This window comes from Roseateles sp. FW301-B2, from assembly GCF_058788955.1.
The window spans coordinates 484,969-509,003 of the sequence record NZ_JBYTBE010000001.1 but is presented as its reverse complement, the minus strand read 5'-3'; the positions used below and the strand labels follow the sequence as shown (position 1 = coordinate 509,003).

Genomic DNA, 24,035 nt, shown 5'->3' with positions numbered 1-24,035 from the left:
AATCCTCGCCGGGTGTCCAACCCGGCTGCGGTTTGCGCCTTGCATCCACTGCCTTTGCGGGGCAACGGGCGCTATGACGGGGTCGCAAACACGCTCTAGGATGGGCTGGGCCGAGCGCATCCAGGCGGCCTGGCGGGACGACGACTGGCTGGCCCAGGCCTTGCGGCCGCTGGGTGCCCTGCACGCCGCCCTGCTGCGCCTGCGCGTGCTGCTCTACCGGCTGCGGATCAAACGCAGCGCCAGCCTGCCGGCGCCGGTGATCGTGGTCGGCAACTGGATCGTCGGCGGCGCCGGCAAGACCCCCACCACCCTCTATCTGCTGGAGCAGCTGGCCGCGTTGAAGCTGCGCGCCGGCGTGATCTCGCGCGGCTACGGCCGCGCCGAGGCGCAGCCGCTGGCCCTGGTGAGCGCGGCGTCATCGGCCCGCGAGGTGGGCGACGAGCCGCTGCTGATCCATCTGCGCGCGCGCGTGCCGGTGGCCGTGGGGCGCGACCGCAGCGCCGCCGCAAGCGCCCTGATGGAAGCCCACCCGGAGCTGCAGATCCTGATCAGCGACGACGGCCTGCAGCATTGGCGCCTGCCGCGTCAGCTCAGCGTGCTGGTGTTCGACGAGCGCGGTCTGGGCAACGGCCGCCTGCTCCCGGCCGGCCCGCTGCGCCAGCGCGGCCCCCTGCCGGCGCCGCCGGGCAGCGCCGCGACCCAGCTGGTGCTCTACAACGCGGCAAGGCCCAGCACCGCGCTGCCGGGCTTCCTGGCGCAGCGGCGTCTGCGTGGCGCGGTCGGCCTGGCCGACTGGTGGCAGGGCGTCCCCGCCAGTGCCGAGGCCCTGCAGGCCTTGCGGGGTCAGGTCTTGCTGGCGGCCGCCGGCATGGCGCAGCCGGGGCGCTTCTTCGCAATGCTGCGCGAGGCCGGCCTGAGCTTCGAGGAGCTGCCGCTGCCGGACCACTACGACTTTCGCACCCTGCCCTGGGCCGGCCGCAGCGCGGCGGTGCTGGTGACAGAAAAGGATGCCGTCAAGCTGGACCCGGCGCGCTGCGGCGGCGTGCCGATCTGGGTGGTGGCGCTAGACTTCAGCCCCGAACACGCTTTTCAGCAGGCCTTGCGCACCGCAGTGCAGGGGCTGCTGCGCTAGAGATCATGGACACAAGATTGCTGGAAATGCTGGTCTGCCCCATCTGCAAGGGCCCGCTGGAACATCTGCGCCACGAAACTGGCCGCGAGCTGGTCTGCCACGCCGATCGCCTGGCCTTCCCGGTGCGCGACGGCATTCCGGTGATGCTGGAGAACGAGGCGCGCGCCATCGATCCCGCGTCCACGGCACCGGCCCAGCCGAGCATGCCCGCGGCATGAAGTTCAGCGTCATCATCCCGGCGCGCCTGGCCTCCACGCGGCTGCCCAACAAGCCGCTGGCCGACATCCATGGCCTGCCCATGGTGGTGCGGGTGGCGCAGCGCGCTGCCCTCGCGGGCGCCGCGCAGGTGGTGGTGGCCAGCGATGCGCCGGAGGTTGTGGCGGCCTGCGCGGCGCATGGCATGCGCGCCCTGCTGACGCGCCCCGACCACCCCAGCGGCAGCGACCGCCTGGCCGAGGCCTGCGGCCTGCTGGGGCTGGATGGCCAGGACCTGGTGGTGAATGTGCAGGGTGACGAGCCGCTGATCGAGCCGGCCATGATCCGCGCCTGCGCCGCGCTGCTGGCCGAGCGGCCCGACTGCGTGATGAGCACGGTGGCGCATGCCATCCACAGCGCCGAGGAATTCGCCAACCCCAATGTAGTGAAGTTGGTGACCGATGCGCGCCGAACCGCGCTGTACTTCTCGCGCGCGCCCATTCCCTGGTGGCGCGATGCGCCCGGCGGCGGCGCGCAACCGCATGCCGGTGCGGTGCTGCGTCATGTCGGCCTGTACGGCTACCACGCCGGTTTCCTGCGCCGCTTTCCCAGCTTGGCGGTGAGCCCGCTGGAGCAGATCGAGGCCCTGGAGCAGCTGCGCGTGCTCTGGCATGGCGAACGCATCGCGGTGCATGTGAGCGAGCAGCAGCCTGGGCCCGGCGTCGACACCCCCGAGGATCTGGCGCGCGTGCGTGCGCTCGTTGCCGCCGGCCCGGCGGCCGGCTAGCCCCGGGTTACACCCCATCGTCGGCCTGCCGCGCGTCAGCGGCCAGTAGGCTTGCCCATGCTATCCTCGCCGGCAGTGTCTGGGGCCGGCCCGCCGTATGGGCAGCCCTTGTTGAGTATTGAGGAGACCCATGCGACTGATTCTTCTTGGCGCGCCCGGCGCCGGTAAAGGCACCCAAGCGGCCTACATCTGCCAGAAATTCGGCATCCCGCAAATTTCCACCGGCGACATGCTGCGTGCCGCCGTCAAGGCCGGCACCGAAATGGGTCTGGCCGCGAAGAAGATCATGGACGCCGGCGGCCTGGTCAGCGACGAGATCATCATCGGCCTGGTGAAGGAACGCATTGCCCAGGCCGATTGCGCCAAGGGCTTTCTGTTCGACGGTTTCCCCCGCACCATCCCGCAGGCCGACGCCATGAAGGCGGCCGGCGTGAAGCTGGATTTCGTGCTCGAGATCGATGTGCCCAACAGCGCCATCATCGAACGCATGAGCGGCCGGCGCGTGCATGTGGCCTCGGGCCGCACCTACCACGTCAAGTTCAACCCGCCCAAGGTGGATGGCAAGGACGACCTCACGGGCGAGGAACTGATCCAGCGCGACGACGACAAGGAAGAAACCGTGCGCAAGCGCCTGGACGTCTACCAGGCGCAGACGCGACCGCTGGTGGACTACTACTCGAACTGGGCAGCCCAGGGCGATGCCCAGGCGCCCAAGTACCGCCGCATCGAAGGCATCGGCTCGGTGGATGAGATCACCCAGCGCGCCCTCGCCGCACTGAGCTGATCCGGCGCAAGCCGCAAAGCCCACAAGCCGCTTCTCAGCGGCTTTGTTTTTGCCCGACAATTGACGTTTACGTTAACGTCACTCAGCAGGAGACATCATGGAGATCGCAGGCAAGGTATTCATCGTCACAGGCGGCGCCTCGGGCCTGGGCGAAGGCACGGCACGCATGCTCACGCGCGAAGGCGCCAAGGTCGTGATCGCGGACTTGCAGGCCGAGCGCGGCGAGGCCTTGGCGGCCGAACTGGGCGGCGCATTCGTCAAGTGCGATGTGAGCCAGGAGGCCGATGGCCAGGCAGTGATCGCCAAGGCGCTGAGCCTGGGCAAGCTGATGGGCCTGGTGAACTGCGCCGGCATCGCACCGGCGGTGAAAACGGTGGGCAAGGATGGCGCGCATCCGCTGGCGCTGTTTGCCAAGGTCATCAATGTGAACCTGGTGGGCAGCTTCAACATGATCCGCTTGGCCGCCGAGGCCATGTGCAAGAACGAGCCCGAGGCCACCGGCGAGCGCGGCGTGATGATCTCGACCGCCTCGGTGGCCGCCTACGACGGCCAGATCGGCCAGGTGGCCTACGCCGCGTCCAAGGGCGGCGTGGTGGGCATGACGCTGCCGATCGCGCGCGATCTGGCGCGCAACGGCATCCGCAACATGACCATCGCCCCCGGCATCTTCGGCACGCCGATGCTGTTCGGCATGCCGCAGGAGGTGCAGGATGCGCTGGCCGCCAGCGTGCCCTTCCCCTCGCGCCTCGGCCGCCCCGAGGACTATGCCAAGCTGGTGCACCAGATCGTCACCAACGAGATGCTCAACGGCGAGGTGATCCGCCTGGACGGCGCGATCCGCATGGCACCGAAATAATCCTACGCGGGCTTGCAAGACAAAAGGCCCCGGAGTGTTGCCACTCCGGGGCCTTTCTCGTACGGGCTCAAATCAGCCGCGCATCACTTCTTGCTGGTGCGCGCCTGCACGCTCCACAGACGTGCCAGATCGGCGACGCCGTCCGTGCCCTTGACGCCGCGCCAGGTGGCTTGGGCCTTGACCGCATCGCCGCCGATGAACTGGGCCAGACCCAGGTAGAGCTTGGCATCTTCGGGGCGCTTCAGATTGCCCTTCTCGATGCCCTGCTCGATCAGCTTGACGCCCTTGGCGGCCTCGCCGCGATGGGCAAAGGCCAGACCCAGGGTGATCAGCGCATTGCCGTCCTTGGCTTCCTGAGCGTCCTTCTCGGCACCCGTCTGGGCGGCCTTGGCCTCAGCGATCTTCTTGGCCAGCAGGTCGGCCAGGCGCTTGTGGCGCGCACCCTCGGTACCCTGGCCCAGCACATTGGCGGCCAGGCCCTTGTCGACCACCTGCTTGCCCTCGTCGGGATAGCCGGCCTGGGCAGCGAGCTGCGCCATTTCCATGTAGTCGTTGGCGTCGCGCATATTGCCGGTGACCAGCTTGAGGCGATAGACGTCCAGGGCGAAGCGGTCCGAGAAACCCTTCTTGCTCGGCAGGCTGCCGAGCAACTGGGCCCACAACTGCTTGGTGGGGTAGTAGTTCAGCAGCTTCTCGGTGGCAAAGGCCTCCGCGCCGGCGTCGTTCTTCTTCTGGGCCGCGTACAGCAGCAGGTTCAGCTTGTCCTGAGTCGGCACCTTGCCGGCCTTCTCGTCCGCCTGCAACTCGGCCAGCGTGTCCTTCAGCACGGCGCCCATGTCGCCGGACTTGAACTGCGCCTGGCTCTGCACCTGCTTCATGGTCGGGCTGCTGCCGCCGGCCGCGAAGTATTTGTTGGACCATTCCAGCGCCTTGGCGGCATTGCCACCGCGCAGATAGGTGCCGGCAATCGACTCCATCATCTGCAGCTGGCTGGGGCCGGCCAGCTTGCCGGCGGCCTTCAGCGCCTCGAAGCCCCGCACCATGGACTCGGCGTCGCCCGCGCCCGACGCAGCGGCCACGCGCATGCCTTCGATCGCGTTGTTCTCGGCGGCGGTTCGGCCCGCCACGGCCTCGGCGTCACGCACCTTGGCCAGCGCTTCCTTGTACTTGCCACCCTTGATGAGGGCTGAGGCATCTTTCAGATGCTTGCCCACTTCGGGACGCACGGTTTCGGCCTGCGCGACGGCTTGAGCAAACCCAAGCTCTCCCTGCGGGCTCAGGCTGAACACCAATGCCGCGGCACACAGGGTCGCCGAGGCCAAGCTTTTGAGCTTCATTCGTCTATCTCCTACGAAGAAAAACGCGCCGGCCTTGCGGACAGCGCGTTCAATTCAATCAAGCGGTCATCAGTTCAGGAACTGTTCGTTGCCGACCATGCCCATCTTCTTGACACCGAGTCGCTGCGCCGCGGCCATCACTGCGGCCACATTACCGTACTCGACCAGTTTGTTGGGCTTGATGTGCACCTCTTCCTGGTCAGCCATGGCAGCGATTTCGGCCAGCTTGGCTTCCACGCTGGCCTGATCGGCCAGCGCCACGCCATCCCAGCTCACCGTGCCGTCGAAGTCGATGAACACTTCGTGCACCACCGGCTCCTTGAGCGGAGGCGGCGGGTTGCCCGCGGGCATGTCCAGATTCACCGAATGCAGCTGGATGGGGATGGTGATGATCAACATCACCAGCAGCACCAGCATCACGTCGATGAGGGGCGTCGTATTGACGTCCATCATCACTTCCGGTTCGTCCGAGCCGCTCGAACTACCAACATTCATTCCCATGCTGTTCTCCTGGGCTCAACCACCGCGAGCCGGAGGCTCGGTGACGAAGCTGATCTTCAGGATGCCGGCACGTTGGCAAGCCACCATCACGCGGCCCACCGATTCGTAACGAGCCTTGTCGTCGCCGCGAATATGGACTTCGGGCTGCGGATTGAGCACCGAAACCTTCTTCAGGCGTGTGACCAGGGCCTCGTTGTCCGGCACCAGGGCGGTGTACCAGTAGACGTCGCCGTCCTTGGTCACCGCGATTTCAATGTTTTCCGGCTTGGTAACGCGGACTTGGTTGGTCTCCTTGGGGAGATTCAACGCCACCGACTGCGTCACCACCGGAATGGTGATGAGAAAGATGATCAGCAGCACCAACATCACGTCCACGAGGGGCGTGGTGTTGATGGCCGAGACCACTTCATCATCGCCGGAAGATGATCCGACGTTCATGCCCATGATGGTGCTCCGGGGCTATCGATTAGCGCTTGACTTGACGGTTGCCCATCAGCACGCCGTGCAGGTCGCCAGCGAAGGCACGCACTTGCGCGATCACCGACTTGTTGCGGTTCACCAGCCAGTTGTAACCCAGCACGGCCGGCACAGCGACGGCCAGACCGATGGCGGTCATGATCAGGGCTTCACCCACAGGGCCAGCCACCTTGTCGATCGAAGCCTGGCCGGCCACACCGATGGCGGTCAGCGCTTGCAGAATGCCCCACACCGTGCCGAACAGGCCGATGAAGGGAGAGGTCGAACCGACGGTTGCCAGGAAGCCCAGGCCACCTTGCACGCGGCTCTGCACTTCTGCCACCGAGCGATCGATGTTCATCGTCACCCAGGTGTTGTGGTCGATGTTCTCGGTCAGCGCGCCTTCATGGTGCTCGGAAGCCTCGATGGCGCTCTGAGCGATGTAGCGGAATGCGCCGGTTTCGTTCAGGCCCTTGACGCCTTCAGCCAGATTGGCCTTCTTGAAGAAGGTGGCGCGGACTTCCTTGGCTTCGCTGCTCAGCTTCTGGGTGTCCCACAGCTTGGTGAAGAGGATGTACCACGAACCCATGGACATGATCAGCAGCAGGCCCAGCACGCCCTTGGACACCATGTCGCCATGCGACAGGGTATGCATCAGACCGTAGGGGTTTTCTTCCTTCTTCGCGGCAGGCGCGGCGGCAGGAGCGGGAGCGGCATCGGCAGCCACTGCGGAAGCGGCATCAGCAGGAGCTTGAGCTTGAGCCATGGGCGAAACGGCCAGGGTCGCAGCAAAGGCGATTGCCGCAAACAAGGCGGAGATACGAGAGATCATGGAGTCAACTCCTACGCAAAAGAGATCGGGAACTCAGGTTAGACAGAACGGGATGGGTCCCAGCCACATCCCGGTATTCGGAAACTAGGGTGATCAGTTGATACGGAACAGGAATTCCTGCTCGAACACGTGATCGCCCGGGCATTCATAGCTGTCGCGCAGCGTGGCTTCGATCGCACCCAGCATCGCGCGTTGCGCCTTGCGGTCGTTGCCGCCCTGCATCTTCACGCTGGTGACTTCGATGGCCGTGACGCGACCCGACTTGACGGTCGCCAGCACCTTGAACAGCGCTTCACCACTCCAGCTCACGCCAGGCACTTCGGGCTGACCCATCTTGGTACAGACCATGCTCGCCTTGGGCGGGCCTTCGCGCTTCACCGGCGCCGGCGGAGCTTCCACAGGCCTGGGCGGAGGCGTGGCAGACACTTCGCGCGTCGGCGGCGGCGTGTTGCTCTGGACGGAAATCGTTTGTTGCGGCGGCGTCGGCGCGGTCACCTGCACCTCAGGCGGCGGCACGAACGGCGGCGGCGGCGCCTTCATGTCGGGCGGAGGCGGCAACAGCTTCTCCACCGGCGGCGGCGGCTTGACCTTCTCCTCCACCACCTTCACATCGATCGGACCCTTGATGGCCTCGACGGCCTTGCGGGCCAAACCGCTTGCCAGCGCCCAGATCAGGAATACGTGGATCACCACCACGACACCGAAACCTGTCACGCGCGACGAGCCGTTGTTCTCCTGCGCAAAGTTCATGCGCGCTCCTTCATAAGACTGCGAAACTCATTCATCAAGACACGTGGGGGAGTACGACTCTTCACAGCGCCTGCACGAGGGACGCCTCCTGACCCAGCATTTCAAGACCTGCGATCAACGAAAGCACTGGGCACGACGGAAACCCGACTCAACAAAAAATGCCCGCTGGCTTGCGGCCACGGGCGCAACGAAAGCCGGCTTCCGTCTGTAGTTTCACTACATTTGGACCCTGCTCCGTCGGGCGAGATCATAACCGAGATGGGATTCGCGCCTGACATGGGGCTTACCCCAGCCCGGCGCGAAGCTCACTTGGCGCCGATGCCGCCCCGCAGGCCGCATCGCAGACCCCACGTCTTCATATTTGGTATCTTACTGGTATTTGATTGGTGCAATGCAACGCGCGGTTCCGTGTTTACCCGCAGCAGCTCATACTCAGAGGTCGAAGCCCCCCGCCCTGCCCAGGAAGGCCTGTTCGGCCTGGGTCAGCAGAGTGACGGCGCGGCGCTCCGCTTCGCTGAGGGCCGGATGCCAGACGTCGAAGATCAGGACCACGCGCAACTTGTCGCTGTCATTCCAGGCTTCGTGCTCGATGGTGTCGTCGAACACCCAGGCCTGGCCGGGCACCCATTCACGAACCTGGTTGCCAACCCTGAAGCCGCAACCCGCCGGCACGATCAACGGCAGATGCGTCACCAAACGCGCGTTGCTGATCCCCACATGCGGCGGAATGCGGGTGCGCGGCTTGAGCAGCGAGAACATCGCCACCGGCGTACGCCCGAGCTGATCGGGCTGCGGGGCGGCGCGCAGCGCCTGCATGGTGCGGGGGCATTTGGCCGCGTTGGCGGGCACGGGCACGCCGTCCTTGAGCAGGTGAAAGGCGCTCCAGCGCGGCGAGTTGTTGAGTTCGGCCCATTGGTTCAAGGGCGCGTCGCTGCCGTAGGTCAGATAGGGCGTGAAGCCCTCCTCCTGCGCCAGCACGCCAAGAAATTCGTCGCGTATCGCATCGGTCGCCGCTTCGATCTCGTCCAGCCAGGGAAATGTCTGGCGCTCGAAGAACTCGACGGGCACGAGTTGCGGCATGAAGTAACCCATCGGTTGCGCGTCATAGCGCTTCTTGCGCCCGAACTGAATATCGAGCGACAGGCGGAAGCGGTCCAGCTCCCTGGACTCGAGCTGCACGCCCTGCTCGGCGATGAAGCGATCGACAAAATCGCCGAAACGCTGCTTGTAGCGCAGCACGTAATCGCGCGCATGCTGGACCGGCGCACGCAACTCGGCGACGACGCGTTCAGCATCCGGCGCCACCGCGGTGACACCCTCGTAGGCGCTCACCGCCTCGTGCGTGCGGCCCTGCCGCTCCAGCAACTTGCCGCGCATGATGAGCGCCATCAAGTCATGCGAGTCGGCCTCCAGGGCGCGGTGCAGCACGCGCTCCTCGTTGGCCTCGTCCTTGAGCATGCGGAACAGCATGGCCAACTGCAGCCACGGCTGCGGGTTGTTAGGCTGGAGCTCGCTGAGGCGCTCCAGCAGGGCACGGGCAGCCGCCACGTCGCGCCGCATCAGGGCCTGCTGCGCACGCGCCGCCAGGTCGGCGAGTTCGCCGGGCAGACCGGGCACAGCGCCGGATGTCGAAGTGTTCATGTTCAGACGGTACAACAGCAAAGAAAAAAGCGCCTGTGCAAGCACAGGCGCTTTGACTTACGCGCTGGAACTTAGAACTTGGCGTTCAGGTTCAGCGTGATGCGACGGCCCAGGGCGTCGTACACCACCGGGTAGGTGTTGCCGTTGCCGAAGGGGGCGCCGGTCACGGCCAGCGGGGGATCCTTGTCCAGCAGGTTGTTGATGCTGGCAGCCAGCGTGATGTTCTTCGTCAGCTTGTAAGAGGCCGACAGGTCCAGATAGTTCTGGGCGCTGAAGGTCTTGCTGATTTCGCTCACCGTACCAGCCAGTTGCTCGTTGCTGCTGCTTGCATCCACGTCAACCTTGCCGAAATAGCGCCAGGTCAGAGCTGCGTTGATGCCCCAGGGGGTAGCCCAGGAAGCGCGCAGCTTGTGACGCCACTTCGGAGCGGGCGTGCCGCAGGTCGAGCCGTAGTAGCCAGCGCAGTCAAACGAACCCAGGCCAGGCACGGTCTCGTAGGCCAGTTCCTTCAGGTAGGTACCCAGGAAGCTCAGGTCCAGCTTGCCCATGTCGCCCAGGCGCATGCCGTAGTCCACGCCCACGTCCAGGCCCTGGGTCTTCTGCGACGCAACGTTGATGTTGGTCGAGATGATCTGGGCGCCGGTGGTCAGCCACAGCGAGCCGAACTTGTCGCGCTGGATCAGGCTGCAGAACTTCGGATCGCCAGTCTTCAGGCACTGCGACAGCGTGGTCGTCGGCGGCAGGGCGCTGATGGCGTCCTTCAGCTTGATCGAGAAGTAGTCCAGCGAGACGTTCAGGTCCTTCAGCGGCGAGGCCACCACACCGAAGGTGATACTGTTGGCAGTCTCAGGCTTCAGGTTGGGGTTGCCACCGAACAGACCGTTGTACTGGCCAGCCGGGCTGTCGATGATCTTGCCGTACTGGGCCGCCGTCACGCCGGTGCGTGCGCATTCCGCCAGGGTGGCGGTAGGCGCGGTGCCGGCGCAAGGATCGCTGTCGTTGTTGTAAAGGCCTTGCGACTGCGAAGCGTACAGCTCAACCACATTGGGCGAACGTGCGGCCTGCTGGTAGCTGGCGCGCAGCTTCACTTCCTTGACGGGCGACCACTCGAGGCCGGTACCGTAGGTATCGGTCTGCGGGCCGGTGCTGTACTTCGAATGGCGGTACGAAGCGTTCAGGTTCATCGCATAGGCGTAGGGCTGACGCTCGGCCAGCGGCACGCGCACTTCGCCGTAGATGTCGTCCACGCTGTACTTGCCGCCCACGCCGATGGTGGGGCCGCCCTGACCAGCCAGGTCACCGGTGGTGAAGGCCGAGTCGGTCGACAGTTCCAGCTGCTCGGTGCGACGCTCCACACCGAAGGCGACGCCCACGCCAGAGCGTGCGGTCGGCAGCTTCAGGCCGTACTCGGTCAGGTCACCGGCCACCGAGGCGCCGAAAACGCCCTGGTTGGTGAAGCCCTTCTGGAAGCCCGGGGTCTGCAGATAGGCCAGCGCCTCAGGAGTCACCTTGCCCAGCGCCCAGATGTTGTAGGGCACGCAGTTCGGGTCGGAGCCGTCCAGGGCCGAGCGGCAGACGATGTTGCCGTTGGCGTCCTTCACGGCGTCCAGCGACTTGCCGATGCGGTTGTTGGAGAAGTCGTTCTTGTAAGTCTCTTGGTAGACCACGCGAGCGACCTGGCCGAAGGCGTCATAGCTCCAGGCACCGATATCGCCCTTCACGCCGACGATGGCACGGTAGGAGGTGTGGCGCAGGTCGTCCTGACGGCCGCCGCCTTCGACGTTGCGACGCGCGATCAGGATGTTGGCGACATCGCCAGCCTTGTTGAAGGTCTTGCCTTCATCGGCGTTGGACGCGGCCAGCACGGCCTTCCACGAGTCCGTCAGGAAGGGGTTCTCGAACTTGATGCCACCGGCGGTGGAGGTGTCGAACACGAACAGGCCGCTAGGTGCGATCTGTGCCACGGTGTGGTCATCGTGGAAGCCCAGCTGTGCGTACACGCGGGCCATGTCGTTGATGTCGTAGTGCGCGATCGCGGTGGCCGAGTAGCGGTCAGCCGGGCGCTGGAAGTAGTTCAGCGGGCCGAAGTTGTACTGGTCGGTCGCGGCCGAGAACGGACGTGCATTGCCGGCGGCATCAGCCACCGTGAAGCTGCCCTGGTTCAGGAAGAAACGGCCGGGGTAGCTGGTGGACGAGCCACCGCAGTTGAAGGCCTTGCCGCCAGAAGCAATGCCCAGCGAGCAGGACGAGAAATCGCGCTCGCTTTGCAGCAGCGCGTTTTCCTTGTGGGCCGTGAAGTTCAGCGTGGCGTTGCCCTTGCCGTCGGCGAAGTTGCCGCCCACGGTGACGCTGAATTCGCGCGTGATGCCGTCCAGGCCCTTGTCGCCAGGGACTTGGAAGCCGGTCGGGTTGGTCTTGGCACGGCCGGCGACGATGTCAGCCACGCCCGAGGGGTTGTTCTGCTGGTGGTTGTAGCCCGAGTAGGTGGCGTCGAACTCCACACCCTGGAAGTTGTCCTTCAGGATGAAGTTGACCACGCCGGCCACGGCGTCGGCACCGTACACGGCGGAAGCGCCGCCGGTCAGGATTTCAACGCGGCTGATCATCGAAACCGGGATCTGGTTCAAGTCAGCGGCGGTGTTGCGCGGGCTGCCGGCAGGCATGCGGCGACCGTTCACCAGCACCAGGGTGCGGCTCGAGCCGAGGTTGCGCAGGTTGACGGTGGCGGTGCCGGTGGAGCCGTTCGACACGCTGCCGCCGTAGTCGGCGAAGACCTGGGGCAGGTTGTTCAGCAGGCCTTCCGCGGTACGGATACCGTCGGCCTTGATGGCTTCGGCGCCCAGCACCACGACCGGGCTCTGGCCCTCGGTGTCGATGGTCTTGATGCGCGAACCGGTGATCTCGACACGCTGCAGTGATTCTTGCGCCATTGCAACGCCGGGCAGGGCAGCGCCCAGGGCGAGCAGGACGGCGACGTTAACGCTCTTCCTCTTGAACATGTAAGGACTCCTTTGTGAGAAACATTCGCGTACTGAAACTGGGCACGCTTGGCGAGCCACGATAAGGCTCGACCTTGGCCTGAGCATCCATCTCAGATTGGGGTCGTGCGAGTGTCAATTCAGTCACGCGTCAGCTTCCCCCGTAATGTCCCTAGGGCCTTCGGCTAAGTGCCGTAAGTCATTGAAAACACAGCGCTTACCCCAGGAAACCCAGCGGTAACCTCGGGGGCCTTCGTTGCAACAACGCCACGCCGGACGGCCCACGTGAACAAGGGCTTGTCAACTGCCTAAGGTCATGGGCGCCGAGCCCAGCCGCGGCACGGCCTGCAGCAGGCTGCGCGTGTAGGCGTGCCGCGGCCGTTCAAGCACCGAATCGGTGCGTCCTGCCTCGACGATCGCACCGCCCTGCATCACCGCCACGGCGTCGGCGATGTACTCCACCACGCCGATGTTGTGGGTGATGAAGAGAAAGGCCAGGCCCTGGCTGCGCTGCAGTTCGCGCAGCAGATTGAGGATCTGGGCCTGCACCGAGACATCCAGCGCCGAGGTCGGTTCGTCGCAGACGATCAGCCTGGGCTGGACCGCGAGCGCACGCGCGATCGCGATGCGCTGGCGCTGGCCACCCGAAAACTCGTGCGGAAAACGCTCCAGGGCATCGCGCCGCAGGCCCACCTGGTCCAGCAGCGCCAGCAGCAGCCCGCGCCGCGCCGGCGCGTCCAGCTCGGGGCGCAGCGCCAGCAGGCCCTCCTCCAGCACCTCCATGACGCGCATGCGCGGGTTCAGCGACGCGAACGGGTCCTGGAAGATGATCTGCACCTGGCGGCGCGCCGCGCGCAAGGCCTGACCCTGCAGACCGAACAGGTCCACCCCATCCAGCAAGGCCTGACCCTCGATGCGCGCCTGCTGGCGCAGCAGTTGCACGATGGCCTTGCCCGAGGTGGTCTTGCCGCAGCCCGATTCGCCCACCAAAGCCAGGGTCTGCCCTGCAGGGATGTCGAAGGACACGCCGTCCACCGCCCGGAACTCGCGCTGGCCGCCGCCCCACAACCCACCACCCAGGCGGTAGACAACGCGCAGATCGCGCACCGCCAGCAGGGGCTGCGCGCCCGGCGCTGGCGCCGCGGCCGGGGCGGTGTCGGGCCGCGCCGGTGCGGCGGCCGGCAGGGCCTCGCCCGGCGCGCTATAGAGCAGGCAGCGCACCTCATGCGTCGGCGCCACCTGGCTCAGCAGCGGCGGCTGCGCGGCGCAGTGCCGCATGGCGCGGTCGCAGCGCGGCGCAAAACGGCAGCCCTCGAACTGCAGCCACAGCGGCGGCACCGTGCCGGCGATGGCCGCCAGGGCCGCGCCGCGCTTGCCGGCATCCGGCAGGGCCTGCAGCAGCAGCCGCGCATAGGGGTGTTTGGGCTCGGCAAAGAACTCGGCCGCCGGCGCCAGCTCGACGATCTGGCCCGCATACATCAGCGCCACCTGGTGCGCCATGCCGGCCACCACCGCCAGATCGTGGGTGATGAGCAGCAGGCCCAGGCCGCGCTCGCGCTGCAGTTCCTTGAGCAGCTGCAGGATCTGCGCCTGTATCGTCACGTCCAGCGCGGTGGTGGGCTCGTCGGCGATCAGGAAATCCGGCTCTGCGGCCAGCGCCATCGCGATCATGACGCGCTGCTTCTGCCCTCCCGACAGGCGGAACGGGTATTCGTCGATGCGGCGCTCGGGCTCGGGAATGCCGACCCGCCTCAGCCAGTCGATCGCCTTGGCGCGCGCCTGGGCGCCGCGCAGGGCGGTGTGCGCCTCGATCGCCTCGACGATCTGCGCGCCCACCCGCATGACCGGATTCAGGCTGGTGGCGGGCTCCTGGAAAATCATGCCGATGCGGCCGCCGCGCACGCCGCGCATCTGCGCCTCGCTGAGGCCGAACACCTCGCGCCCGTCCAGCTCCAGCCGCCCTGCCGTGATGCGGCCGTTGTCGGGCAGCAGGCGCATCAGCGCCAGCGCCGTCATGCTCTTGCCGCAGCCCGATTCGCCCACCAGGGCAAAGGTCTCGCCGCGCTGGAGCGTCAGCTGCATGCCGTCGATGGCGCGCACCAGGCCGGCATCGGCATCCAGGGTGACCTTGAGATCGTCGATGTGCAGCATGTTCAGGCCTTGCGGGTCTTGGCCAGGCCCAGCACGCGCGGGCGCAGGCTGCGGGCGCGCGGGTCGAAGGCATCGCGCACGCCATCGGCAAACAGGTTGGCGGCCAGCACCAGGCTCACCATGAAGCCGAAGGCCGCGGCAAAGCTCCACCACACCAGCGGGTCGCGCGACATCTCGGCGCGCGCCAGATTGATCATGCCGCCAAAGCTGTTCATGCCCGGGTCCACGCCCACCCCCACATAGGTCAGCACCGCCTCGTAGAGGATCAGGTCCGAGAAGCTCAGCACCGTGGTGATCAGCACCAGGTGCATCACATTGGGCACGATGTGGCGCCACATGATGCGCAGCGGCCCGACGCCGAAGGCGGTGGCGGCCTGCACATAGTCCAGCTCGCGCAGCTTGAGCGTCTCGCCGCGGATCAGCCGGCACAGCGTGGCCCAGCCCGTCACGCCCAGGATCAGGCACAGCAGGAACATCTTCAGGTCCGCGCGCTCCACGCCGGTCTCGAACAGATCGGGGTTCTTGTCGAGGAAGACCTGCACCATCAGCACGCAGGCGGCGATCAGCAGCACATTGGGCACCGAGGTCAGCAGGGTGTAGAGGTACTGGATCAGCTCGTCCACCCAGCCCTTGAAGTAGCCGGCCAGGATGCCCAGCACCAGGGCCAGCGGCAGGGTCGCGAGGGTGGAGAGCGCGCCGATCACGAAGGCGGTGCGTATGCTCTTGAGCGCCTGGTAGAGCACGTCGTTGCCGGTGCGGTCGGTGCCGAACACATGGTAATGGTCCATCAGCGCGATGCTGGGTCCGCTCAGCAGCGCGGTGACCGCCAGGGTCAGCAGCACCGCGCGCAGCGGGTAATGCGTGCGGTCGCGCAGCAGGTCCTGCAGCGCCCTCCGCCAGCCGCCATGGCCGGCGGCGAGCGCCGCCGTCATGGCCAGGCCCAGCAGCAGCACGGCCAGCAGGCCCCAGGCCAGCCCGCGCAGGGCGCGGCCCAGCACATCGCCCGCCCATTGCTCGGCCGGCAGGCGCAGATGGGCGCCGCCGAACTGCAGGCGCGGGTAGTCGCGGCGCACCTCACCGCCCTCGCTGATGTTGTCCTTGTTGAAACCCTGGTAGGCCAGCGGCGCCGAATAGCTGGTCTCGCGCATCGCCACCTGGCGCGCCAGCAGCAGGTCCAGCAGCGATTCGGTGCGGGTGCTGTAGAACTGCTGGCCCGTCGCGCCGGCGCCCTCGGCGCCATCCAGGGCGCGGCGGAAATGCAGGCTGTCCAGCAGCGTCACCGCCATGAACAGCAGCAGCACCACGCCGGCACAGCAGGAGGCCGCATCGCGCAGCACGCGCGCCCAGGTGACGCGCACATGGGGCTGGCGCAGGATGCGCAGCAGATAGCCCAGCAAGGCGGCGAACATGGCCCACAGGGCCACATCGGTCCAGAGCACGACGATCTTGAACGACGACATGATTACTAATCTTCGATGTGGGGCTCAGGACAGCCGCACGCGCGGATCCACCCAGGTGTAGGCCAGGTCGATGAGCGCATTGCTGGCCACATAAAGGGCCGCGCCCAGGAACACCATGGTGCGCACGATGGCGAAGTCCTGGCCCGAGATGGCCTCGATGATGAAGGCGCCCAGGCCGGGGATGCCGAAGAAGCTCTCGAACACCAGGCTGCCCAGGAACACATAGGGCAGGTAGGAGCCGGCGCTGGTGATGATGGGAATCAGCGCATTGCGCAGCACGTGGCGGAACAGCACCACCGGTTCGGAGAGCCCCTTGGCGCGCGCGGTGCGCACATAGTCCTTGCCCACCTCCTCCAGGAACATGGCGCGGTACAGGCGCGCCTCGCCGCCCAGGCGCGAGAGCAGCGAGAGCACGATGGGCAGGGCCAGGAACTTGATCGCATCGAGGCCCGGCTCGTAGCCGCCGATGGGCACCAGCCGCAGCAGGCGCGAGAAGAAGTACTGGCCGACGATGATGTAGAACAGGCTGGAGATCGACAGCATCAGCACGCACAGCACCACGCCCCAGAAATCGATGCGGGTATGGCGGAAGAACACCAGCAGCAGCGCGAAGGCGGTGCTCACGATCACCTGCAGGACGAAGAGCGGCACCGCCAGCTGCAGGCTCACGCCCATGCGCACCTTGACCTCGTGCCCGATGTTGACGGCCTGGCGTGCATCCGAGCGGCCGAAGTCCAGCAGCATCAGCGAGATCGAGCGCTCCCACAGAATCGTGTGGGTGAACTTTTGGCTGCCCGCCTGCGCGGCGTCGTAGTACAGCGGCTTGTCGTAGCCGCGCTCGGTCTTCCACTTCTCGATCTGCTCCTGGGTGACGCGCTTGCCGCCGATGTTCAGGCGCGCCATGTCGTCGGGCGTGTTGACCGAGAAGAACAGGAAGAAGGTCAGCAGGTTCACGCCCACCAGCACGGCGATGCCGTAGCCGAGGCGACGTAGCAGGTACTTGATCATGTCGTCAGGCCTCAGGCGCCGCGCGCGGTGGCGAGCTCGCGGGCGCGGAAGGAGCGGCTCGTCAGCCAGGCGATCACGGCCGCGCCCGCCGCCAGCAGCAGCAGGGGCCACCAGATCGGATGGTTCCACTCGGCCTGCCTGCGCGCGCGCTCGGCGGCATCGACGCGGTAATAGCGCCCCACGTCGCGCACCACGATGCTGGGCTTGCCGTTGTAGACCCAGTGCTGGAAGGCCAGGCCCACATAGGGCCAGTAGCCCCAGGACCAGGGCGCGTCCTCGCGCACGATGGCCAGCATCTCGTCCATCACGCGCTGCTTTTCCGGGCCATCGTCCAGGGTCTGCAGGCGCTTGTAGAGGCGGTCGTAGGCGGGATTCTCGTAGTTGGAGGCGTTCTCGCCCTCGAACTTGGACTTGCTGTTCGGGCCGTAGAGCAGGAACAGGAAGTTCTCGGCATCCGGATAGTCGGCCAACCAGCCCCACCAGTAGATCTGGTGCTTGCCCTTGAGCACCTTTTCCTGGAACTGGTTGAAGTCGGTGGCGCGCACGTCCAGCTGGATGCCCAGCTTGGCGAACTGCTTGACCATCCAGTCGTTCTCGGCCTTCATCTCGGGCGTGACCACGCGCATGAAGTCATAGCTCAGCACCAGGGGCTTGCCGGTGCCGGCGTCGCGCCCCTCCGGGTAGCCGGCCTCGGCCAGCAGGGCCTTGGCCTCTTCGATGGAGCGCCGTTGCACCTTGCCGTCCACCAGCTTGTGCGTCACCGGGTTGTGCCAGCCCGGCTGGCCCTCGCGCGAGCCGAACACGCCGGGCGGCGTGGGGCCATGGGCGGCATCGCCGCCCTTGTTGCGGAAGATGCGGCCATAGCCCTCCTCCCAGTCGATCGCGATCGAGATCGCCTGGCGCAGCTTCTTGTTGCGCTCGCGCTGCTCGGGCGTGCTGCCCTGCCCCACCACCGGATCCAGCCAGTTGAAGCCCACGTACCAGCTGCCGATGTCGGTATCCATGGGCAAGCGGTAGCCCTTGGCCGCGTAGTTGCGGAACACCTCGTCGGAGTCGCTCTTGTCCACCATGAACTCGACGCCCCAGTCGGTCCGCTCGATCTCGGGCAGGTCCAGATAGCCCTGCTTGAACAGTTCCTTGCGCGGCACCCGCTCCTTGATGATGTTGGCGACGATCTTGTCGACAAAGGGCAGGCGCTTGCCGCAATCGTCCAGCAGCCCGGCGGCCTGGTCGCCGGCGGCACCCTCGCAGGGATAGCTGTCCTGCCGGTAATAGGGGTTGCGCGCCATCACATGGCGGCGGTCCTGCACATACTCGGTCATCATGAAGGGGCCGGTGCCGACCGGCCATTGATTCCACGACAGGCTGTTCTCGTTCATGCCCGGCTGGGCATAGAAGGCATCCACCTCCCAGGGCACCGGCGCGAAGAAGGTGGTGGCCAGCCAGTACTGGAACTGCGGGTACTTGCCGTTCAGGCGGATGCGCAGGGTGTGCGAGTCCAGCGCCTCGGCCCCCTCCAGCGGCCAGCGGCGGAAGTCCAGGAAGGGCTTGTCCGCGCTGTTCTCGGGCAGGCCCTTGAGCAGCTTGGCGTTCTCGGCGCGGATCAGCTGGCTGTAGGCCTTGAGGCCGCGCACATGCTCGGAGAACACGCCGAACAGCGGCGCCTCGATGCGCGGCGTGGCCTGGCGCTTGATCGCGAACACGAAGTCCTCCGCCACCAGCTCGCGCGTGCCCTGCTGGGCAAACTCCCAGGGCGAACGCTTGTCCCCCAGCTCCGCCCGCGTGAGGTGGTGGTAGATGTACTGCCCCTGGGCATTCTTGGCAAAGGCCGGGTGCGGCGCGTAGCGCAGGCCCTTGCGGATGGGGATGTCGTAGACCGCCTGGGCGATCTGCTCGGACGGCGCATCGTCGGGCAGGCGCACGCCCTTGGCATCCAGGTAATAGGGCTTCACCACCTCGGTGGCGGCGTGGCCCTCCAACTGGTAGGGGCGCTTGAGGTAGTGGTAGCCGTAGAGCGGCTCGTAGATATGGTAGGCGTAGGCACCCTCAGGCGCGGTGTAGGAGGCGGTCGGGTCCAGATAGCGCGGCGAGCGCTCATCAAAGGACATGTAAAGCGTGTTGTCCTTCTCGGCGCCGATCGGATAGGGGCTGTTGTTGCAGGCGCTCAGCAGCGCCGCGGCCAAGATGCCTCCGATGAACCCCGCAATCCGCTTCAACAACACATGACCCCTTCTGCACGCGCTTAGGCACAAAAAACGAGCCTCTGGCGGCGCCTGGGCTGATGGCCCGGCGTGCAGAGGCTGGCGCGCGATCATAGTGGAGCCGGGCGCTGTGCGCCCTCATGGAATTCACCCGAACACGGGGGGTATCAGTGCGTATGCCCCCAGGCCAGCAGGGCGTCGCGGCCCTGCACCACCATCTCCACCTTGGCGCCCACCGGCAGGCAGACCTTGGTGGCCACATGGCCGAAGGGCAGGCCGGTGAAGATCGGCGTCTTGGTGCGCGCACGCACCGCCTCGATGGCCGCCTTCAGGTTGTAGCCGCGGTCCAGCGGCGACTTCTTCCAGGCGCTGAACTCCCCCAGCACGATGGCCTTCTGTGCGTCCAGCACCCCCGCCTGCTGCAGCTGCAGCAGATTGCGCTCGACCCGATAGGGATGCTCGTTGACATCCTCCAGGAACAGGATGCCGCCCTTGATGCGCGGAAAGTAGGGCGTGCCCAGCAGCGAGTTGAGGACGCAGAGATTGCCGCCCCACAGGGTGCCGCGCGCCTCGAAGCCGTCGTGCCCGGCCTCGGTGCGAAAGCCCACCGCCTCCAGCAGCCCGCTCATGGCCTCGGTGAAGCAGTCCTGCGTCACATCGTCCACGCCGCCCTCGTCATCGCTGCGGCCAAAGTCATCGCAGGCCAGCGGGCCGGCCCAGCTCTGCAGCTTGGCCTTGGCCAGCAGCCCCAGCTGCAGCGAGGTCAGATCGCTCTGCCCGACCCAGCGGGTGCCGCGCTCCACGCTCTTGGCCAGCAGCTTCCAGTCGAGCTGGTCCAGCAGGCGCGTCAGACCGTAGCCGCCGCGCGTGGCCAGCGCCACCGAGGGCGCGGCCTGGGCCACGCGATGGATGGCTTGCAGGCGCGTGGCATCGTCGCCGGCAAAGCGCTGATGCTTGGCCAGCGCCGCTGCGTCTATCGTCACCTCGAAGCCCAGTGCGCCCAGGCGCTTGGCGGCACGCTTGAGGGGCTGGGCCTGTGCCAGCACGCCGGCCGGGGTGTAGAGGGTCAGGGAACTCATGGTTTGAAATCGTCCAGGTGAATGGCATCGCCCGTGGGAATGGGCTGGGATTCGCAATCGGCGTCGCTATGGGATGGCGCAAGCGCCGCGCGCGCCAGCTCGCGGCGCTTGCGTGCGGCCTCGCGCCGCTCGGCAAAGAATTCGCGCAGCAGCCTGGCCGAGGCCTCGCCCAGCAGGCCGCCCTGGATGCCGGTGTGGTGGTTCAGCTTCCCTTCGGCGAACAGGTCCAGCACCGAACCGGCCACGCCGGTCTTGGGATCGGGCGCGGCGAACACCACGCGCTTCAGGCGCGCATGCATCATCGCCATCGCGCACATCGCGCAGGGCTCCAGCGTCACATAGAGCTCGCACTCGGGCAGGCGGTAATTGCCCAGCAGGGTGGCGGCATGGCGCAGCGCCACGATCTCGGCATGCGCGGTGGGGTCATGCGTGGTGATGGGCCGGTTGTAGCCGGTGGCGATCACCTGGCCCTGGCGCATCAGCACCGCACCCACCGGCACCTCGCCCACCAGCAGGGCGTTATGGGCCTGGTCCAGCGCGAGCCGCATCGCGTATTCGTCGGCGGCACTGAAGGCGGCCTGCGGCGGATGGGGGATGAATGGCTCGGTCATGGGCAGGCGCGCAAGTGTAGCAAGCGGCCCGGGCCGGCCCGCTATGCTGGCCGCATGCAAGATGCATTGTTCCCCGAGGCCCCTAGCGCCACCATGCCGGCTGCCAAGCCGGCCAGCAAGCCCGGCAGCAAGATCCAAGCCCAACCGGCCGACGCAAGCATCCAGGCCTTGGCGGCGCAACTGCCGCAGGTGCTGCGCCTGGGCACCTCGTCCTGGGCCTATCCGGGCTGGGCCGGCCAGGTCTGGCAGCGTGCCTACCCGGCCAGCGCCCTGTCCAGGCAGGGCCTCGGCGCCTACAGCCAGCACCCGCTGCTGCGCGCGGTGGGCATCGATCGCAGCTTCTACCAGCCCCTGCAGGCCAGCCAGTACGAGCGCTACGCGGCCCAGGTGCCGGCCGACTTCCGCTTCACGGTGAAGGCGCCGAGCTTGGTCACCGACGCCTTGCTGCGCGACCCGCAGGGCCGCGGCGGCCGCAGCAACAGCGCCTTTCTCGATCCCGCCCTGGCCCTGCAGGAATTCGTACGGCCCGCCATCGAGGGGCTGGGCGACAAGATCGGTGCGCTGGTGTTCCAGCTCAGCCCGCTCTCGCCGGCCCTGCTGGCGCGGCGCGGCGAGGTGCTGGACCGGCTGCATGCCATGCTGAGCGCCCTGCCTCGGCTGGACGGGGCGGCCAGCATCGCCGTGGAGCTGCGCGACCCGGAGCTCTTGTGCGAGGACCTGGTGGCCCTGCTGCGCGACACCGGGGTCAGGTATTGCCTGGGCCTGCACGCCAAGCTGCCGGCGCTGCAGGAACAGCTGTGGATACTGCGGCGGCTCTGGCCCGCTCCCCTCGTCTGCCGCTGGAACCTGCACCGGCGCTTCGGCCCCTTCGGCTACCAGGAGGCGCTGCGCCGCTACGGCGATTTCGAGGCGCTGCAGGACCCCGACCTGCCGACGCGCGCCCTGCTCGCCCATGTGATCCGCGGCACCGCCGCCGCCGGCCTGCCCTGCCAGGTCACGATCAGCAACGAGGCCGAAGGCTCGGCCCCCGCATCGGTGCTTGCGCTGGCGCAAGAAGTCCTCAATGTTGTGGACGCCGCGGCGCCAAAAGCATAGAGTGATCGGGCAGATCCCGACTTCCTTTTAGGAGCAGATCATGGCAAGCGGAAAGATTCACAGCTTCTCCGACAGCGGCCTGCATACTGCACTCTTGGCCGCGCTGATCGGCATCCTGGCGCTGATTCTGGTCGACGCCTTCTTCTTCACGCCCGAGGGTCGCACGCCGGTCATCTGGCGGCTGGATCGGGTGGTGGTGGAAGGCCAGGCCACGCCGCCCGGCCACCCGCCAGGCCGCTGAGTTGCGCGCCCTGGCTACATCTGCCGGAACAGGTGCAGATAGCTGCGGCTGACCGGCAGGACCTCGGGCCGACCCTTGAGATGCAGGTCGGCGGTTTCGTTCGGCCCGCGCGTCACATGGCTGACCGCATGCAGGTTCACCACCACCGAGCGGTGCACCTGCACAAAGCACTGCGGGTCCAGCTGCTCCACCAGCTCGCGTATCGGCGTGCGTATCAGCGCCTCGCCCTCGTGCCAGACCACCAGGGTGTATTTCTCGTCCGAACGCATGAAGACGATCTGGTCCACCGGGATCAGCTTGAGCGTCGACCCCACGGAGGCGCGTATCCATTGCAGATGGCCCGCCCCTGAGGCAGTTGTCGAGGCCGCCGCGCCGGCGCCGCTCTCGGGCTGCATCAGCTTGCGCGCCAGGGTTTCGATCGCGGCCTGCAGATCGAGTTGCGGCTGCGGCGTGCCCGCCGCCCGCGCCCGCAAGCGCTCCTGCAGGCGCTGCACCGTGTCGGCCAGGCGCAGCTCGTCCACCGGCTTCACCAGATAGTCGAGCGCCCCCTGCTCGAAGGCCTGCACCGCATACTGCTCGTAGGCCGTGACGAACACGACCTGCGCGCGGCGCGCGATCTGGCGTGCCGCCTCCACGCCGTTCATGCCGGGCATGTGGACGTCGAGGAACACGATGTCGGGCTCATGCTGCTCGAACAGCTCCACCGCCTCGCGGCCGTTACGCGCCTGGGCCAGCACGCGCAGCTCGGGCCAGGCCGTGGCCAGGGCGCGCTGCAAGCTTTCGCGCAGCAGGGGCTCGTCGTCGGCGATCAGGGCGGTGGGTGCGGTGCTTGCGGTCATGGCGTGAAGCGGATCTCGGCGCGCAGGCCGTGGGGCTGATTCTCCTGCAGGTCGAGGGCGGCGCCCTCGCCATAGACCACCTGCAGGCGCTCGCGCAGATTGCGCAGGCCGGTGCCCGAGCCCATCTGCTGCACCAGGCCCACCCCGGTGTCGGAGACCCACAAACGCACCTGCCCGTCCTCGAGCAAGCCGCCCAATTCGATGCGCCCGCCCTCCTCGCTGGGGTCGATGCCATGGCGCACCGCGTTCTCCACCAGGGTCAGCAAGGCCATGGGCGGAAAGCGCAGGCGCAGCAGCTCGGAGGGCACCGCGATCTCGTAGACCAGGCGATCCGGCATGCGCAGATGCATCAGCTCCAGATAGGCCTTCACCAGACCCAGTTCGTCGGCCAGGCAGGCGGTCTCGTCCTGCAGCCTCGGCATGGCGGCGCGCAAATAGGCGATCAGGCTGCGCAGCACCGGCGCGGCCTGCGGCGAGCCCGCTTCCACCAGGGCGCGCACATTCGCCAGGGTGTTGAAGAGAAAGTGCGGCTCCACCTGGGCCTGCAACAGGCGCAGGCGGGCGTCGAGCGCGCGCCGCTCCAGCTCGCTGCGCTCCAGCTCGAAGCTGAGCGCCTGGTTGCGTGCCTCGGCGTCGCGCTGCCGGTACAGCGCGCCCATCGCCAGCAGCGGCCCCACCAACAGGCCCGAGCCGGCGATCCACAGAAAGCCCATCACCCGCCCCTCGCTGCGGATCAGCGAGGCGAAGTCGCCGCCCACCGCCACCAGGTAGACCAGCAGGGTGGCCACCGGCACCGCCAGCGCCACCACCAGCACCTGGAACAGCCAGCGCGCCCACCAGCGCGGCAGGCGCCGCGGCCATTGGCCCGCGGCGGCGAAGGCCAGCAGCGCCCACAGGCCGACGAACATGGTGCGGCCCAGCAGCACCGGGAAGGGAATGATGAAGATCGGGCCCAGCATCACCGCCGCCAAGCCCGCCAGGCCCAGGGCCAGCGCCAGCCGCAGCGGCGTCAGATAGGCAACGAAGCCCTGCCAGGGGCTGGGTGCGGCGGGCGATGCCGCGGGGGCAATGGGGCTGGCGGTCGACATGGGGCGCACGATA

22 protein-coding genes are annotated in these 24,035 nt (G+C 67.0%); 7 read left to right on the top strand and 15 right to left on the bottom strand.

All coding sequences use genetic code 11. From position 1 onward, the window contains the following. Nucleotides 1–100 precede the first annotated feature (100 nt). The 5 genes from lpxK to AC3WQY_RS02130 all read left to right on the top strand — a co-directional run bounded on the left by lpxK (nucleotide 101) and on the right by AC3WQY_RS02130 (nucleotide 3,754). A complete protein-coding gene (gene lpxK / locus AC3WQY_RS02150) occupies nucleotides 101–1,132 on the top strand; it encodes a tetraacyldisaccharide 4'-kinase (RefSeq protein ID WP_492705368.1) in 1,032 nt (343 codons plus the stop codon). A gap of 5 nt (nucleotides 1,133–1,137) precedes the next feature. After that, the gene (locus AC3WQY_RS02145; protein WP_285232761.1) at nucleotides 1,138–1,350 is read left to right on the top strand and encodes a Trm112 family protein; all 213 of its coding nucleotides are present in this window, start codon (nucleotides 1,138–1,140) and stop codon (nucleotides 1,348–1,350) included. Next, entirely contained in the window at nucleotides 1,347–2,114 is a 768-nt protein-coding gene (gene kdsB, locus AC3WQY_RS02140) for a 3-deoxy-manno-octulosonate cytidylyltransferase (RefSeq protein ID WP_492705366.1), read from the top strand. Before AC3WQY_RS02145 ends, kdsB begins: the two co-directional genes overlap by 4 nt. Nucleotides 2,115–2,244: 130 nt before the next feature. Continuing rightward, the gene (gene adk / locus AC3WQY_RS02135) at nucleotides 2,245–2,898 is read left to right on the top strand and encodes an adenylate kinase (protein WP_492705364.1); all 654 of its coding nucleotides are present in this window, start codon (nucleotides 2,245–2,247) and stop codon (nucleotides 2,896–2,898) included. Nucleotides 2,899–2,995: 97 nt separating this feature from the next. Further along, entirely contained in the window at nucleotides 2,996–3,754 is a 759-nt protein-coding gene (locus tag AC3WQY_RS02130) for a 3-hydroxyacyl-CoA dehydrogenase (protein ID WP_339605273.1), read from the top strand. 83 nt (nucleotides 3,755–3,837) lie between these two features. Here the strand turns inward: AC3WQY_RS02130 and AC3WQY_RS02125 are convergent, their stop codons facing one another. From AC3WQY_RS02125 to tadA, 13 genes are all read right to left on the bottom strand, one after another. After that, a complete protein-coding gene (locus AC3WQY_RS02125) occupies nucleotides 3,838–5,091 on the bottom strand; it encodes a hypothetical protein (RefSeq protein ID WP_492705362.1) in 1,254 nt (417 codons plus the stop codon). 69 nt (nucleotides 5,092–5,160) lie between these two features. Then, nucleotides 5,161–5,592: an ExbD/TolR family protein gene (locus tag AC3WQY_RS02120; RefSeq protein ID WP_285232766.1), complete on the bottom strand. Its 432-nt coding sequence runs from the start codon at nucleotides 5,590–5,592 to the stop codon at nucleotides 5,161–5,163. Nucleotides 5,593–5,607: 15 nt separating this feature from the next. Then, entirely contained in the window at nucleotides 5,608–6,036 is a 429-nt protein-coding gene (locus AC3WQY_RS02115) for an ExbD/TolR family protein (RefSeq protein ID WP_285232767.1), read from the bottom strand. Between the two features lie 22 nt (nucleotides 6,037–6,058). Next, nucleotides 6,059–6,880 carry a MotA/TolQ/ExbB proton channel family protein gene (locus AC3WQY_RS02110; RefSeq protein WP_285232768.1) on the bottom strand — a complete coding sequence of 274 codons (822 nt, stop codon included), beginning with the start codon at nucleotides 6,878–6,880 and terminating at the stop codon, nucleotides 6,059–6,061. Between the two features lie 93 nt (nucleotides 6,881–6,973). Further along, the gene (locus tag AC3WQY_RS02105) at nucleotides 6,974–7,630 is read right to left on the bottom strand and encodes an ABC transporter substrate-binding protein (protein ID WP_285232769.1); all 657 of its coding nucleotides are present in this window, start codon (nucleotides 7,628–7,630) and stop codon (nucleotides 6,974–6,976) included. A gap of 432 nt (nucleotides 7,631–8,062) precedes the next feature. Then, nucleotides 8,063–9,271, bottom strand: coding sequence for an aspartyl/asparaginyl beta-hydroxylase domain-containing protein (locus tag AC3WQY_RS02100; RefSeq protein ID WP_492705359.1), 1,209 nt, complete (start codon nucleotides 9,269–9,271; stop codon nucleotides 8,063–8,065). A gap of 71 nt (nucleotides 9,272–9,342) precedes the next feature. Next, nucleotides 9,343–12,270 (bottom strand): TonB-dependent receptor domain-containing protein, encoded by a 2,928-nt coding sequence (locus AC3WQY_RS02095; RefSeq protein WP_285232771.1) that lies wholly within the window; start codon nucleotides 12,268–12,270, stop codon nucleotides 9,343–9,345. Between the two features lie 279 nt (nucleotides 12,271–12,549). Then, nucleotides 12,550–14,400 carry an ABC transporter ATP-binding protein gene (locus tag AC3WQY_RS02090; protein WP_492705356.1) on the bottom strand — a complete coding sequence of 617 codons (1,851 nt, stop codon included), beginning with the start codon at nucleotides 14,398–14,400 and terminating at the stop codon, nucleotides 12,550–12,552. A 2-nt stretch (nucleotides 14,401–14,402) separates the two neighbouring features. After that, nucleotides 14,403–15,860 (bottom strand): ABC transporter permease, encoded by a 1,458-nt coding sequence (locus AC3WQY_RS02085; protein WP_492705354.1) that lies wholly within the window; start codon nucleotides 15,858–15,860, stop codon nucleotides 14,403–14,405. Between the two features lie 24 nt (nucleotides 15,861–15,884). Then, nucleotides 15,885–16,868: an ABC transporter permease gene (locus AC3WQY_RS02080; protein ID WP_285232774.1), complete on the bottom strand. Its 984-nt coding sequence runs from the start codon at nucleotides 16,866–16,868 to the stop codon at nucleotides 15,885–15,887. An 11-nt stretch (nucleotides 16,869–16,879) separates the two neighbouring features. Further along, a complete protein-coding gene (locus AC3WQY_RS02075; RefSeq protein ID WP_492705352.1) occupies nucleotides 16,880–19,183 on the bottom strand; it encodes an ABC transporter substrate-binding protein in 2,304 nt (767 codons plus the stop codon). A 53-nt stretch (nucleotides 19,184–19,236) separates the two neighbouring features. Next, complete coding sequence (locus AC3WQY_RS02070; protein WP_285232776.1) at nucleotides 19,237–20,148, bottom strand: LD-carboxypeptidase; 912 nt, start codon at nucleotides 20,146–20,148, stop codon at nucleotides 19,237–19,239. Continuing rightward, complete coding sequence (gene tadA, locus AC3WQY_RS02065; RefSeq protein WP_492705349.1) at nucleotides 20,145–20,759, bottom strand: tRNA adenosine(34) deaminase TadA; 615 nt, start codon at nucleotides 20,757–20,759, stop codon at nucleotides 20,145–20,147. The genes AC3WQY_RS02070 and tadA overlap by 4 nt, the downstream gene beginning before the upstream one ends. A 54-nt stretch (nucleotides 20,760–20,813) precedes the next feature. Here tadA and AC3WQY_RS02060 point away from each other — a divergent pair, with 54 nt between their 5' ends. Both AC3WQY_RS02060 and AC3WQY_RS02055 read left to right on the top strand, forming a co-directional pair. After that, a complete protein-coding gene (locus AC3WQY_RS02060) occupies nucleotides 20,814–21,854 on the top strand; it encodes a DUF72 domain-containing protein (protein ID WP_492705347.1) in 1,041 nt (346 codons plus the stop codon). Nucleotides 21,855–21,894: 40 nt separating this feature from the next. Beyond that, nucleotides 21,895–22,095, top strand: a complete 201-nt coding sequence (locus AC3WQY_RS02055; protein WP_285232779.1) for a hypothetical protein — start codon at nucleotides 21,895–21,897, stop codon at nucleotides 22,093–22,095. 14 nt (nucleotides 22,096–22,109) lie between these two features. Here AC3WQY_RS02055 and AC3WQY_RS02050 read toward each other — a convergent pair whose 3' ends face one another. Then, nucleotides 22,110–22,934: a LytR/AlgR family response regulator transcription factor gene (locus tag AC3WQY_RS02050; RefSeq protein ID WP_492705345.1), complete on the bottom strand. Its 825-nt coding sequence runs from the start codon at nucleotides 22,932–22,934 to the stop codon at nucleotides 22,110–22,112. Next, the gene (locus AC3WQY_RS02045) at nucleotides 22,931–24,022 is read right to left on the bottom strand and encodes a sensor histidine kinase (protein WP_492705343.1); all 1,092 of its coding nucleotides are present in this window, start codon (nucleotides 24,020–24,022) and stop codon (nucleotides 22,931–22,933) included. The genes AC3WQY_RS02050 and AC3WQY_RS02045 overlap by 4 nt, the downstream gene beginning before the upstream one ends. Nucleotides 24,023–24,035: the final 13 nt, after the last annotated feature.

What these genes read in the sequence shown, in the direction of transcription:
- AC3WQY_RS02095 (WP_285232771.1), bottom strand. Translation starts at nt 12,270, where the DNA reads ATGTTCAAGAGGAAGAGCGTTAACGTCGCCGTCCTGCTCGCCCTGGGC.
- kdsB (WP_492705366.1), top strand. Translation starts at nt 1,347, where the DNA reads ATGAAGTTCAGCGTCATCATCCCGGCGCGCCTGGCCTCCACGCGGCTG.
- AC3WQY_RS02045 (WP_492705343.1), bottom strand. Translation starts at nt 24,022, where the DNA reads ATGTCGACCGCCAGCCCCATTGCCCCCGCGGCATCGCCCGCCGCACCC.
- AC3WQY_RS02125 (WP_492705362.1), bottom strand. Translation starts at nt 5,091, where the DNA reads ATGAAGCTCAAAAGCTTGGCCTCGGCGACCCTGTGTGCCGCGGCATTG.
- AC3WQY_RS02085 (WP_492705354.1), bottom strand. Translation starts at nt 15,860, where the DNA reads ATGTCGTCGTTCAAGATCGTCGTGCTCTGGACCGATGTGGCCCTGTGG.
- AC3WQY_RS02115 (WP_285232767.1), bottom strand. Translation starts at nt 6,036, where the DNA reads ATGGGCATGAACGTCGGATCATCTTCCGGCGATGATGAAGTGGTCTCG.
- AC3WQY_RS02110 (WP_285232768.1), bottom strand. Translation starts at nt 6,880, where the DNA reads ATGATCTCTCGTATCTCCGCCTTGTTTGCGGCAATCGCCTTTGCTGCG.
- AC3WQY_RS02120 (WP_285232766.1), bottom strand. Translation starts at nt 5,592, where the DNA reads ATGGGAATGAATGTTGGTAGTTCGAGCGGCTCGGACGAACCGGAAGTG.
- AC3WQY_RS02075 (WP_492705352.1), bottom strand. Translation starts at nt 19,183, where the DNA reads ATGATCGCGCGCCAGCCTCTGCACGCCGGGCCATCAGCCCAGGCGCCG.
- AC3WQY_RS02060 (WP_492705347.1), top strand. Translation starts at nt 20,814, where the DNA reads ATGCAAGATGCATTGTTCCCCGAGGCCCCTAGCGCCACCATGCCGGCT.
- AC3WQY_RS02080 (WP_285232774.1), bottom strand. Translation starts at nt 16,868, where the DNA reads ATGATCAAGTACCTGCTACGTCGCCTCGGCTACGGCATCGCCGTGCTG.
- tadA (WP_492705349.1), bottom strand. Translation starts at nt 20,759, where the DNA reads ATGACCGAGCCATTCATCCCCCATCCGCCGCAGGCCGCCTTCAGTGCC.
- AC3WQY_RS02090 (WP_492705356.1), bottom strand. Translation starts at nt 14,400, where the DNA reads ATGCTGCACATCGACGATCTCAAGGTCACCCTGGATGCCGATGCCGGC.
- AC3WQY_RS02050 (WP_492705345.1), bottom strand. Translation starts at nt 22,934, where the DNA reads ATGACCGCAAGCACCGCACCCACCGCCCTGATCGCCGACGACGAGCCC.
- adk (WP_492705364.1), top strand. Translation starts at nt 2,245, where the DNA reads ATGCGACTGATTCTTCTTGGCGCGCCCGGCGCCGGTAAAGGCACCCAA.
- AC3WQY_RS02130 (WP_339605273.1), top strand. Translation starts at nt 2,996, where the DNA reads ATGGAGATCGCAGGCAAGGTATTCATCGTCACAGGCGGCGCCTCGGGC.
- AC3WQY_RS02100 (WP_492705359.1), bottom strand. Translation starts at nt 9,271, where the DNA reads ATGAACACTTCGACATCCGGCGCTGTGCCCGGTCTGCCCGGCGAACTC.
- AC3WQY_RS02105 (WP_285232769.1), bottom strand. Translation starts at nt 7,630, where the DNA reads ATGAACTTTGCGCAGGAGAACAACGGCTCGTCGCGCGTGACAGGTTTC.
- lpxK (WP_492705368.1), top strand. Translation starts at nt 101, where the DNA reads ATGGGCTGGGCCGAGCGCATCCAGGCGGCCTGGCGGGACGACGACTGG.
- AC3WQY_RS02055 (WP_285232779.1), top strand. Translation starts at nt 21,895, where the DNA reads ATGGCAAGCGGAAAGATTCACAGCTTCTCCGACAGCGGCCTGCATACT.
- AC3WQY_RS02070 (WP_285232776.1), bottom strand. Translation starts at nt 20,148, where the DNA reads ATGAGTTCCCTGACCCTCTACACCCCGGCCGGCGTGCTGGCACAGGCC.
- AC3WQY_RS02145 (WP_285232761.1), top strand. Translation starts at nt 1,138, where the DNA reads ATGGACACAAGATTGCTGGAAATGCTGGTCTGCCCCATCTGCAAGGGC.